Origin of the sequence: Draconibacterium sp. IB214405, from assembly GCF_033963885.1 — a bacterium.
Classification (GTDB): Bacteria; Bacteroidota; Bacteroidia; order Bacteroidales; family Prolixibacteraceae; genus Draconibacterium.
The window spans coordinates 883,213-895,051 of record NZ_JAXBMA010000002.1 but is presented as its reverse complement, the minus strand read 5'-3'; the positions used below and the strand labels follow the sequence as shown (position 1 = coordinate 895,051).

Annotated in this window: 11 protein-coding genes; 9 read left to right on the top strand and 2 right to left on the bottom strand. The window is 40.0% G+C overall.

Features of this window, described 5'->3' with window-relative positions; genetic code table 11:
• Positions 1-8 precede the first annotated feature (8 nt).
• Genes SLH46_RS09870 through SLH46_RS09860 form a run of 3 tightly spaced genes read left to right on the top strand, consistent with a single transcriptional unit; the run spans position 9 to position 2,503 of the window.
• Positions 9-380: an OadG family protein gene (locus tag SLH46_RS09870; RefSeq protein ID WP_320281014.1), complete on the top strand. Its 372-nt coding sequence runs from the start codon at positions 9-11 to the stop codon at positions 378-380.
• A gap of 35 nt (positions 381-415) precedes the next feature.
• Complete coding sequence (locus tag SLH46_RS09865; RefSeq protein ID WP_320281013.1) at positions 416-841, top strand: biotin/lipoyl-containing protein; 426 nt, start codon at positions 416-418, stop codon at positions 839-841.
• 15 nt (positions 842-856) lie between these two features.
• Positions 857-2,503 carry a sodium ion-translocating decarboxylase subunit beta gene (locus SLH46_RS09860; protein ID WP_320281012.1) on the top strand — a complete coding sequence of 549 codons (1,647 nt, stop codon included), beginning with the start codon at positions 857-859 and terminating at the stop codon, positions 2,501-2,503.
• A 58-nt stretch (positions 2,504-2,561) separates the two neighbouring features.
• Here the strand turns inward: SLH46_RS09860 and SLH46_RS09855 are convergent, their stop codons facing one another.
• Entirely contained in the window at positions 2,562-3,071 is a 510-nt protein-coding gene (locus SLH46_RS09855) for an aminoacyl-tRNA deacylase (protein WP_320281011.1), read from the bottom strand.
• Between the two features lie 646 nt (positions 3,072-3,717).
• Here SLH46_RS09855 and SLH46_RS09850 point away from each other — a divergent pair.
• From SLH46_RS09850 to SLH46_RS09835, 4 genes are all read left to right on the top strand, one after another.
• The gene (locus SLH46_RS09850) at positions 3,718-4,512 is read left to right on the top strand and encodes a hypothetical protein (protein WP_320281010.1); all 795 of its coding nucleotides are present in this window, start codon (positions 3,718-3,720) and stop codon (positions 4,510-4,512) included.
• Between the two features lie 16 nt (positions 4,513-4,528).
• Positions 4,529-4,918 (top strand): nuclear transport factor 2 family protein, encoded by a 390-nt coding sequence (locus SLH46_RS09845; RefSeq protein WP_320281009.1) that lies wholly within the window; start codon positions 4,529-4,531, stop codon positions 4,916-4,918.
• Positions 4,919-5,191: 273 nt separating this feature from the next.
• Positions 5,192-6,610: a serine hydrolase gene (locus SLH46_RS09840; protein ID WP_320281008.1), complete on the top strand. Its 1,419-nt coding sequence runs from the start codon at positions 5,192-5,194 to the stop codon at positions 6,608-6,610.
• Between the two features lie 6 nt (positions 6,611-6,616).
• The gene (locus SLH46_RS09835) at positions 6,617-7,222 is read left to right on the top strand and encodes a short chain dehydrogenase (protein ID WP_320281007.1); all 606 of its coding nucleotides are present in this window, start codon (positions 6,617-6,619) and stop codon (positions 7,220-7,222) included.
• A gap of 101 nt (positions 7,223-7,323) precedes the next feature.
• On the opposite strand, the gene SLH46_RS09830 is transcribed toward SLH46_RS09835, so the two are convergent.
• Positions 7,324-8,541 (bottom strand): acyltransferase family protein, encoded by a 1,218-nt coding sequence (locus tag SLH46_RS09830; RefSeq protein WP_320281006.1) that lies wholly within the window; start codon positions 8,539-8,541, stop codon positions 7,324-7,326.
• Between the two features lie 516 nt (positions 8,542-9,057).
• Here SLH46_RS09830 and SLH46_RS09825 point away from each other — a divergent pair.
• Positions 9,058-11,184 carry a TonB-dependent receptor gene (locus tag SLH46_RS09825; RefSeq protein ID WP_320281005.1) on the top strand — a complete coding sequence of 709 codons (2,127 nt, stop codon included), beginning with the start codon at positions 9,058-9,060 and terminating at the stop codon, positions 11,182-11,184.
• 18 nt (positions 11,185-11,202) lie between these two features.
• The gene (locus SLH46_RS09820) at positions 11,203-11,835 is read left to right on the top strand and encodes a tetratricopeptide repeat protein (protein ID WP_320281004.1); all 633 of its coding nucleotides are present in this window, start codon (positions 11,203-11,205) and stop codon (positions 11,833-11,835) included.
• Positions 11,836-11,839: the final 4 nt, after the last annotated feature.

The window sequence follows — 11,839 nt, the reverse complement described above, 5'->3', positions numbered from 1 at the left end:
AGCAAATTATGGAACCATTATCAATTCTATTAGCCAGTTCTGTACAATTCGGATACACAGTTGCAATTGTTGGATTCTTAATTGTTTTCACTGCACTTACTTGTTTGGTAATTGTATTTACCAATGCACCTAAGTTGATAAACATGAAGTTCAACAAAGAAAAACTGAAAAAGAGTAAGAAAAAAGGTGAGCAGGAACCAGCCGAAGACGATTATATTGTTGAAGGTAACGTTACTGCCGCTATCAGTTTGGCTCTGCACATGTACTTTAACGAACTTCACGATGAAGAAAGTAATATTGTTACCATTAAAAAGGTAAGAAAATCGTACTCTCCCTGGAGTTCAAAAATTTACAGTGTACAAAACAACTGGCCACGTTAGATAATTCTGAATACAAAGTGTAAAAAAAGAATACAATGAAAAAATATAAATTCACAATACGAGGTAACGATTACGACGTTCATTTAAAAGACATTGAAGACAATGTTGCCGAACTTGATGTAAACGGAACCATTTACGAAGTACAAATTCACGGAGAGGTAAAAACTTCGAAAACTCCGAAACTGATTAGAAAACCGGTTGAAAAAATGCCTGGAGAAGGCCAGATCAAAAAAACTCAATCAACCGGAAAACACAAAGTAACCGCACCACTACCGGGTACAATCCTTAAAATTAATGTAACTGTTGGCGATGTTGTAACTGAAGGCCAAAACCTGATGGTTATGGAAGCCATGAAAATGGAAAACCAGGTACAGACCACAAAAGCCGGAGAAGTTACAGCCATTAAAGTTAATGTGGGCGACAGTGTGTTGCAAGACGATCTCTTAATTGAAATAGCTTAACAATACATTGCTGACATGAGAAAAATAGTTCAATTATTATTCGTATTGATTTTTCTTGCGCCCTCGGTATATGCTGCGGGTCAGCCGGAAAAGCTCAGCGATGTAATTACAAAGGGGAAATGGATAAATCATTCCGATGGTTATGTGCCAATTCCTACTTATAAAGAAGGAGAACCTGATCAAAAAGAGAATCCAAGCACAGTAAAACGTTATAAAACATTTACGTTTGAAACTGACGGAGGTTTTCTTCTTGACTCAGCCAAACAGCGTTATTCAGGTCGTTACGAAATTATTGGCGACGAAGTTGAGTTACATTTCAACACCGTACCAATAACTGAATTACGTACCAACAGAGATCCAAACCAACAGGGAGGTTATAAAGTTTCAACCCTGCAGGTAAAACTTCCAAACCGCGTTCTGAAAATTAACGCCGACGGAGAACTTTCCGGTGACGGATATACTTATAAACGATACAATGGTGCAATTGCCGGATTATTCAACTTCTACGAATTTTCGGGATTTGCCAACATTGCCTGGGGAAACATCATTATGATGTTGGTAGGATTTATTTTCCTATACCTGGCTATTAAATACGATTTCGAGCCGATGCTTTTAATACCAATCGGATTTGGTATTTTAATTGGTAACATTCCAATGTTCCAGGTGGCCGATTTTAACCTGAAATTGGGTGTGTACGAGCCTGGATCGGTATTGAACATCCTCTATCAGGGTGTGGTTCAAGGATGGTATCCCCCACTTATTTTCCTTGGAATTGGTGCAATGACCGACTTCTCGTCGTTGATCTCGAATCCAAAACTGATGTTACTTGGTGCAGCTGCTCAGATTGGTATTTTCCTTACGTTCTTAGGAGCGATTTATTTAGGATTTGCCGCACCTGAAGCAGGAGCAATTGGTATTATTGGTGGTGCCGACGGTCCTACTGCAATCTTTATTTCGTCGAAACTGGCGAATGGATTAAATGTACTGCCCGACGGAACCACGGTGAAAAACCTGATTGGACCAATCGCAATTGCAGCATATTCTTATATGGCACTTGTTCCGGTTATTCAACCACCGGTAATCCGCCTGATGACTACAAAAAGAGAACGCCTTATCAAAATGAAACCTCCACGTGCGGTTTCTAAAACTGAGAAAGTACTGTTCCCGATTATTGGTCTGATTCTGACTGCATACATTGCGCCATCGGCATTACCACTTATTGGTATGTTGTTCTTTGGTAACTTGTTGAAAGAATCGGGTGTAACAAAACGTTTGGCAAATACAGCAGCCAACCCACTTATCGATGCCATTACAATTTTGCTTGGTATTACAGTGGGTGCTTCAACTCAAGCCGACGTATTCCTTACTCCTGCATCAATTAAGATCTTTGCATTGGGTGCCGGCTCGTTTGTTATTGCAACAGCGGGTGGTGTAGCCGGAGCTAAAATCATGAACCTGTTCCTGAAAAAAGAGAACAAGATCAACCCAATGATTGGTGCAGCCGGTGTATCTGCAGTACCTGATAGTGCAAGGGTTGTTCAAGGTATGGGATTAAAAGAAGACCCAACCAACCACTTGTTAATGCACGCTATGGCACCAAACGTATCTGGTGTTATTGGCTCGGCAGTAGCAGCCGGTATTTTGTTGAGTTTCTTGATGTAAGAAAATTTCAGACCATATATAAAAAAAGGATTTCTGTTTTAGAAATCCTTTTTTTTGTTCATTCATACGCCCATCGCTCGCTAGGATCGCCGGGCATTGAGACCATTTTCCACGAAAATTTGAACACACGCGGTTCAACCAATCGTTCAAAATCGGCATAATTCATTTTAATCATTTCGGTGTGGCTGCCTGCATTAAATGCAATTTCTTCGTCTTCAGCCAATGTTTCTGCTACAAAAACCTCCATGTCGTATAGATTACCGAATGGTGGCATCGCTCCTATTTCGCAGTCGGGGAAGAAACGCTGAAACTCTGCTTCTTTGGCAAGATCAACATGCGATGATCCGAAGATTTCCTTCAGCAGATCAAAGTCAACCTGGTACGAAGCCGGCAACACAGCCATTGCCATTTTTCCGTCAACTTTTACGATCACGGTTTTTGCAAACTCTTTACCCGACACATGACTCTTTGCTGCAATTTCCTGAGATGTATACGCACTCGAATGTCTAATTACAACATACTTCACCTGGTTTTCATCTAGAAAAGCTTTAAGTTTTTTTACTGGCATGATACTTTAAGTTTTACTGTTTTAATCCGAATCGTTAAACGAATTTCCATCGAATGGAATAATTTCTACGCATCTTATTTTTACATCAAACCAAGGCGCCGGGTTTCGTTTTTTGTTGAATTTAAAACTGAAAAAGGGCGTAAAATTCCAGGTGAACAAAATCGAATGATCCTAAAAGAATCGTAGTCGAACAAACAGTTCATTTGTTCGAATTTACTTTATGCTAATTAACCGTCATTGCATCATGTAACAAAATGACACCATTTAGTATTTTATCCTGCAGCTGTCAAATAGCAAACTCGCTGTATTACAATATTATCCAAACGTTTTGTGTTTCATTTTACTATTCCCTACTCTCAAAGACAGCAGTAAGCAGCTGAAACACAATTATGTAAATAAATATTCGCAGATCAAAAATATTAAAGGACTATTTTGTATTCTATTGAAATAATGTTCTAAATTGATAGTACTTATCAAACAATTACCACATGAAAAACTATAGATTCACACAAAGAATCCGTCAAAATTGTTTGATCTCCACAACTTACAATATGCGCATTAAGATGCTTCCGGAGTGCACTTTCCTCCCACATTCCATATTTAACCAAAACAATGTACTATTTCAAACTATTAAAAATTAAACATTATGAAAAAGACTGTATTGTTATCCCTTTTCATTTTACTAAGCACAACCATTCTTTTTGCACAACAAGAAAATGATCGTCTTTACATTTTAATGGAATTTATGTCGGTATCCGACGAGATGAACGGCGACTACCAGGAAGTTGAGGAGTTTTGGTCGAAAATTCACCAACAACGAATTGCCGACAACAACATTATTGGCTGGGATCTTTGGGCCATGTCGCCAAACGGAACAGCACAGGGATCGCAGTATTTTACAGTTACCCTTTTTAATAGTCTTGCCGGAATGCTCGAAGGAATACCGGGAGACAAATTTCAGGAGTACGTGCAAAATGCCTATCCAAACATGAGTCAGAGCGATCGTGATGCCATGATGGAAAAAACGGTGAAATCACGCGACATTGCCCACCAGGTTTACACTGTGGAGATTAACAATACAAGTGGCGACTTTGACATGCCGATAGGTACCATGATCGTTTTTGATATTATGAAACAGCAAAACGAAAACTACGAAAAAGTGGAAGATGAAATCTTTAAGCCCTGGCACCAGCAAATGGTTGATAATGGACAAAAAGGGGCATGGGGTTTAATGCGTATTCTGCTTCCGTCGGGTAGCGAGGCCGTTGGATCGCATATTACATACAGCATGTACAAAGACTATAAACAAGTTGCAAACCATTGGGAAGGCGACGGTAGCGGAGAAATGGATCTGGCAACCCAACTGGCTGTTCAGAAAGGATTAAAAACACGAGACATGCGTGGTGTTGAAATGGCCCGCCTGGTCATGAAAGTCAGATAATTTAAACACACACATAATGAACAATTTAGACACACTAAAAGAAGGATATAAGAATTTTTCCGAAGGCAATATTGAAGCCGTTCTGTCCATGTGGGACGAGAAAATCGTTTGGCATGCATGCGCTGGCCTTCCTTACATTGAAGGCGATGGTATTTTTATTGGTCCACAAGCCGTACTAACAAATGTGCTTGCAACTATTCCTGCACATTTCGATGATTTCAGTATTGAAATCTCCGATTTTATCGATGGTGGCGACAAAATTGTAATGCAGGGTTATTACACGGGGGTTTGGAAAGAAACCGGCAAACGTTTTAAAGCCAATGCCACGCACACGTGGACATTTAAAAACGGGAAACCATGTACCTTTTTTCAGGCCGTTGATTCGGCTTTAATCATGAATCCATGACACTAATGAAACAACTTCAATTGCTAAATAATGAGGTTCTAAATCGCACTAAAAAGAAGATAACGCGATGAACACACTCAACTTTTAGCTACATTAATTTCCTATATTCCAATTAAAGTCAAGCAGTGTTTGCTTGACTTTTTTCTTCTTCCTCATTCGCATAAATAAAACTATCTTTAAACAATTGAAGTTCAAATTCCTTATGAATACGTATTCTTTTCAACCGAAAATTATACGCACCAATTTTTCGTCTATCAACAAAAATTATCGATTATGAAAAAACTGCTTTTTGTTATTTGTTTCTGCACATTCGCATTACTGGCTTTTTCACAGGAAAAAGAAAAAGATTACACCGACGCTTTTAAGTTGGTTGAAGCTTGGCTGGAAGCACAAAAAGATTTCGAGAACCTTCCGGGTATTTCGGCAATTGCACTTAAAGATCAGGAAGTACTTTGGAAAGCCGGCTTTGGTTACGCAAATCCTGAAACCGGGTTAAAAACGCAACCATCAACATTGTACAGTATTTGTTCCATCTCCAAATTATTTACATCGGTTGCCATAATGAAATTGTACGATGAAGGAAAACTGAGGCTCGATGATGAGATCCACACTCTCCTACCGTGGTTCGACCTGAAGCAACATTTCCCAGCAAGTGGCCCCATTACCATACGCTCGCTACTAACCCATTCTTCGGGCTTACCACGCGAATCGGCACATCCGTACTGGACTGGCCCCGACTTTCCTTTCCCAACAAGCGATGCAGTTAAAACCGATCTCAAAACCCAGGAAACCTTATACCCGGCCTCAACATACTGGCAGTACAGCAATCTGGCCATGTCGCTTTTGGGAGAAGTTGTAAAAGAAGTTTCAGGTATGTCCTATGACGAATATGTTCAGCAAAACATTTTAACGCCACTGGAACTAAAAAATACACGCCCGTTTTTACCCGAGGAAAAATACGGAACAGAACTCGCCATTGGTTACGGCTCGGAAAAACGTGACAGAAATCGTGAAAAAGTGAAATTCTTTCAGGCAAAAGGAATTAAAGCAGCAGCAGGATTTTCATCGAATGTTGAAGACCTGGCGAAATTTGCGGCCTGGCAGTTACGATTGAGGGACACCACTACAACCGAAATACTAAAACCTGCCACATTGAAAAATATGCAACGCGTTCAATTCCTCGATCCAAACTGGGAAACCAGCTGGGGATTAGGTTTTTCTGTGTGGAAAGACTCGGAAGGAAATACGGCATTTGGACACAGTGGCAGTTGCCCGGGTTACCGCACACAATTAACCGTTTATCCAAAAGATAAACTTGCTTTTTCAGTCATGATAAATGCCAGTGGAACCACGCCTTCAAAATACATTACAGGTATAAAAAGTATCTTGTCGAAAGTAAAAGACAAGCCGGAAGAAGGTACTGTAGATTTAAGCGAATACAGTGGTTCATATACGGAGCAACCCTGGTGGAGCGAAGTGTATTATGGCCAACTAAACGGCCAACTCGTTTCGATGAGTTTACCTGCCAATTCGCCAACGCTAACCTTTTACAAACACATCGAAGGTGACACCTTTAAAAGAATAAGAAAAGACAAAGAATTAGGCGAAACAGTTGTTTTCGAGCGCGATGAAAACGGGAAAGTGTACAGGATTAAACAACACGGTAATTATTCCGTTAGAATGGAAAATTAAAATTGAATGATGAAGATAGTAGTTATCGGAGGACAAGGAACGATTGGCAGCGCCGTTGCCAGCCATTTTAAGAAAAAGCACGAAGTAATAACTGCAAGCCGAAGCAACGGAGATGTGCAGGTAGATATGGAAAGTTCTGAATCGATAAAAAATATGTTTGAAAAGATCGGTAAAGTTGATGCCATTGTGAATTGTGCCGGAGCTACCAAATGGGGACCTTTTGCCGAACTTTCGGAAGAGGACTTTTATGTGGGGCTTAAGGGCAAACTCATGGGGCAGGTAAACATTGTTCGCATTGGCAGAAATTATTTGAACGAAGGTGGCTCCATAACTTTAACAACCGGAGTTTTAGCCGACGATCCGGTGTTTGGAGCAACCAACTCGGCCATGGCAAATAATGCCATTCACGGTTTTGTGCTTGCGGTATCACAGGAACATCTACACGAGTTCCGTTTAAATGTAGTTTCTCCGGAACTGGTTGAAGACTCGGCAGAACGACTTGGCAATGCATTCCCGGGCCATACACCTGTTTCGATGGAAAAAGTGGCAAAAGGCTACGAACGAAGTGTGGAAGGTTTACGAACCGGTGAGATCATTCGCGTGTACGATTAAATGAATACAAAGCAGAATAAAAATAGCCGTTCACTTGAGAACGGCTATTTTCTTTTGTAATCAATGTATATATTATTGAAAGTTAGTTCGCAAAAATATCGTTAAGCAACCGTGGCTTTCTTTTCCAGGGGCGCTTGTATCGGTTCACGTTTCGGATGTAGTTTTCGCGAGTACTTTCTTCCGTTTAAGAACTTACCTATAAATGTGGCCCTCACGAAATAATGATAAGTAATCACACAAATAAGCGAAGTAAGCAGAAATACAAATAAGAATTTTACGGGTCCGGAAACATGCCAGTGGGCTATTAATCCCGGAATGGTTGCAGCTATTGGTAAGTGCAACAGATAAATCCAGTAGGATGAATCGGAATTGTAACGCATTAAATGCGAATGCCGGCTTCCGTAACGAATAAACAGCCCGGTAATTCCAAAAATAAATAACCACACCGCAACCGAATTAAAGATGATTTTCATCTCCATTCCCAATGAGCGGGAAAGAAAAAACTCAGTTGTAACCACAACCATTGCCAGTATGGTAAACGTCCAGTCAAATCGTTTAAAAGTATCGAGATGTGTTTTCGATTTAAATAGGATCCACCCAAATCCGTAAAAGAAGAAATAGAATAAAAATGTTTTCCAGTCGGGGACCCAACTTGTTGCTGTGGCTACCCAGTATGATTTCATTATAAAAAGCAGGCCAATTGTAAGGACCGAAAACAACACTACTTTTAGAATTGGTCTATTCAATATCCGGTTAAATACTTGTGTACTCCAATTGGTAAATCGCGGAATTCTTTCAAATAAAAATCCTAATCCGAATGAAAATATGGAGATAAAAAACAGGTAATACAGAAACCACAAATGGAATGTTTGGGATGGAATAAAGGCCAGCGGATTAGAAAAAATTGCTAAAGAAGAACCAAGTGGATTTTCAACGCCGGAAAACACACTTTTTGAGTAGGCAAAAGCAAAAATTATTGTCGGACTTAAAAGCACAATAAATACCACGAATGGAAAGAATATCCGAGCTGTCCGGTTCCACAACATCCTTCGGGGACTGCGCTCGAAAAACAACAATGCACCAAAAAATCCTGCAACTACAAAAAATATCGGCATCCTGAAAATATGAATAACCATAACGAAATAATCCATAAGCAAACTCGTGGTTGCAGCATCTTTCATGATCCAGGCATTTCCGTAGTCTACCACTCCATAGGTTAATGCCGAGTGAAGTACCAAGCCAAGTAACATCATTATTGCACGTAATGAATCCAGTGCATGTACGCGCTCTGTTTTATTTCCGTGATCTGTTTTAATCATGATTGCTAGCTTTTAATAATTAATACTAGACGCATTTATTCCATCCAATTTTCGGATTTGGGGATAACAGAAAATATGTTGAGATGTGTGTGCTTCGGTTGACTTTTATCGTCTTGAAATCATCCAAACGAATACATGGAATATGCAGAACAGAACTCCGCAGAAAGTATAAGATCTGTATTAGAAATGTTTCGAAATTTGATTTCGTGTGGGTGAAAGACAAAACCATATTAGCAATTAAAGATATTTATCTCTCAATTTACGAACTATTATCACCAAAAGCAACAATATTCTCATTTTCAGATTCTTATGTTAATTCACAATCACATATAAAAACTCATTTAAAAAACTGTGTATTGAACTTGATTTGATTGATTTTCTATAAAACCGTCTTCCGATTCGTGATTGTTTTATACCCGTTCGTAGTTAAAAGCTTACCGACTGTATTCTTTTATTTCTCCCCCTTCTTTTTCTGAAAGATATTTGAAGTACGAAAACAACAAAACAGAAAAAACCATGAAAACACTTTTAATACTTCTCTTTCAATTTCTGATCATGTTTGCGCATGCACAGGTGCGAATTTCAGGAGTAGTACAATCAGAATCAGGCAGTCCCGTTACCGGGGTGAATATATTTATCCAGGGAACCTACGACGGCACAACAAGCGATACTCTTGGAGTATTCTCTTTCACAACCGATGCAACCGGCGACCAGACATTAATAGCCAGTTGTGTAGGATTTGAAACTTATGGACAAGCTTTAAACATCTCAGGAGATATCTCTGATATTACAATCATACTTATCGAAGAAATTAGCGAACTCGATGAAGTTATTATAAACGCCGGAACGTTTGAGGCAAGCGACAAAAAGAAATCAGTTGTTTTAAAACCACTTGATGTGGCCTTAACTGCAGGAGCCAATGGCGATATTTTTGGTGCTTTTGGCAAATTACCGGGTTCGCAGACGGTGGGAGAAGAAGGTCGCCTTTTTGTACGTGGAGGCGAAAGCTATGAAACCAAAACTTTTATGGACGGTATGCTGGTAAATACACCGTATTATTCTAAAATGCCCGATCTGCCAACACGAGGCCGTTTCTCCCCTATCCTTTTTAACGGATCGGTATTTAGCACAGGAGGTTACTCAGCTGAATACGGGCAGGCACTTTCGTCGATTGTGGCATTAAATACCGTGGCACTCGAACCGGAAACCAAATCAAGCATTTCGTTTCTTTCGGTTGGTTTACAGGGATCGCATGCAAAAAGATGGGAAAACACGTCGTTGTCTGTCAGCGGAGAATACCTGAATACAACGCTCAGTAACAAGCTATTTAAACAAAATGTTGATTGGCTGCAGGAGCCGGTTATTATTGGCTCAACGATGCTATTCCGACACAAAACCAGTGAAACGGGAATGATAAAATCTTTTGCCACTTTTAATTACGACACCAGCAGTTTGTTGTACGAAAACATCGAACAATCGGCTTTCCAGAAAATTTCAATGGACAATAATAATTTGTATTCGAATACAACCTACAACGAAATGTTGAATGACGAATGGATGATTCAGACAGGGTTTGCTTTTAACATCGATCGCGAAAACATGGATATCGATTCAGACGAAATCGCCACTGCACGAAACAGCAGTCAGTTAAAACTTACGCTTTCCAACTATTCAATAAAAGATGTTACCACAACTTTTGGTGCCGAGGCGTTGATTTATAAATATGATCAGGACATAAATATGAATGGTGATTTTAATCTTTCATTCAACAATAACCTGTTTGCTGCCTTTGCCGAATCAGAGTGGAAAGTAACAAAAAGCTTTGCGCTGAAAGCCGGTTTACGAACCGAATATAACTCGCTGATCAATGAATTGAATGCTGTTCCCCGGTTATCTGCAGCTGTAAAAACCGGCAAAAGCAGCCAGCTTTCTGCAGCTTACGGAAAGTTCTTTCAGAATCCGGGCGACGATTATTTGAAATTCACCGACGAGTTGGCACCTGAAACATCAAGCCACTCCATTTTAACCTGGCAGTATAAAAAGGACAGCCGCACTTTGCGCATTGAGGCCTACAATAAAAACTATTCCGACCTGGTAAAATTTGATGAAGAATTTTCTGCAGAGCCCGGAAATTACAACAATACAGGAAGTGGTTATTCAAGAGGAATCGACGTTTTCTGGCGCGACCAAAAAGAGTTTGGAAAAGATGATTACTGGATTTCCTATTCATGGATCGATTCAAAACGGAATTACCGCGATTACCCGATGAAAGTAACACCTCACTACGTCTCGAAACACAACCTGTCAGTAGTTTACAAACGATACTTTACAAAGATCAATTCCTTTATCTCGGGCTCCTACACCTTTGCCAGCGGACGTCCGTACGATAATCCTAACACTCCCGAATTTATGGCCGGAAAAACCAAAACTTATAACGATGTAAGTTTCGGGTTCACCCACCTGTTTTACCTTTTTAACACCCAAACCGTGGCACATGTAATCGTAAACAATGCATTGGGTTTTAACAATGTGTTTGGATACAACTACGCTCAAACACCCGACAATAATGGCGTTTATCAATCGCAAGCTATCGTGCCGGGACAAAAACGACTCATTGTATTTCTACTATCATTTCAATTATAAACTTTAAAATTAAATCACATGAAGACTTTATTAACGCTTATTTTCAGTGTGGCAATTTTAACTGCCGCAGCACAGGGAAAAAATTACGAGGCAGCGATGACAGCAGCCCTCGAAAAAATGAAAAACTCGGAAACAGTAGCTAACTTTCAACAGGTAGCAAATACCTTTGAACGTATCAGTATGACAGAGACCAAAGAATGGCTGCCGTTGTATTACGCGTCGTATTCAATGATCGTGATAAGTTATATGGACGAGGACGTTGACAAAAAAGATGCTTACCTGGATAAAGCACAGCAATTTCTGGATAAGGCATTAAAGATTGCACCCGACGAATCGGAACTGTATTCACTTCAGGCATTTCTTTATCCATCGCGGATTACGATTGATCCGATGACCAGAGGGATGGAATACATGCCAAAGATGAATGCAGCAATCGACAAAGCAATTGCGCTAAATCCTGAGAATCCGAGAAGCTATTATTTGCGCGCGGTTACCCTGTTTAATACGCCTGAACAATTTGGTGGTGGCGCAAAAGTTGCCCGTCCTCATTTTGAAACCGCAAAAGAGAAATTCGACAAATTCGAGCCGGAATCACCCCTTCATCCGAATTGGGGAAAAGAAATAAATGAAATGGAGATGCAGAAAATATAAGCAG

Coding starts and splice junctions, on each gene's coding strand:
- SLH46_RS09870 (WP_320281014.1), top strand. CDS start 9: ATGGAACCATTATCAATTCTATTAGCCAGTTCTGTACAATTCGGATAC.
- SLH46_RS09865 (WP_320281013.1), top strand. CDS start 416: ATGAAAAAATATAAATTCACAATACGAGGTAACGATTACGACGTTCAT.
- SLH46_RS09860 (WP_320281012.1), top strand. CDS start 857: ATGAGAAAAATAGTTCAATTATTATTCGTATTGATTTTTCTTGCGCCC.
- SLH46_RS09855 (WP_320281011.1), bottom strand. CDS start 3,071: ATGCCAGTAAAAAAACTTAAAGCTTTTCTAGATGAAAACCAGGTGAAG.
- SLH46_RS09850 (WP_320281010.1), top strand. CDS start 3,718: ATGAAAAAGACTGTATTGTTATCCCTTTTCATTTTACTAAGCACAACC.
- SLH46_RS09845 (WP_320281009.1), top strand. CDS start 4,529: ATGAACAATTTAGACACACTAAAAGAAGGATATAAGAATTTTTCCGAA.
- SLH46_RS09840 (WP_320281008.1), top strand. CDS start 5,192: ATGAAAAAACTGCTTTTTGTTATTTGTTTCTGCACATTCGCATTACTG.
- SLH46_RS09835 (WP_320281007.1), top strand. CDS start 6,617: ATGATGAAGATAGTAGTTATCGGAGGACAAGGAACGATTGGCAGCGCC.
- SLH46_RS09830 (WP_320281006.1), bottom strand. CDS start 8,541: ATGATTAAAACAGATCACGGAAATAAAACAGAGCGCGTACATGCACTG.
- SLH46_RS09825 (WP_320281005.1), top strand. CDS start 9,058: ATGAAAACACTTTTAATACTTCTCTTTCAATTTCTGATCATGTTTGCG.
- SLH46_RS09820 (WP_320281004.1), top strand. CDS start 11,203: ATGAAGACTTTATTAACGCTTATTTTCAGTGTGGCAATTTTAACTGCC.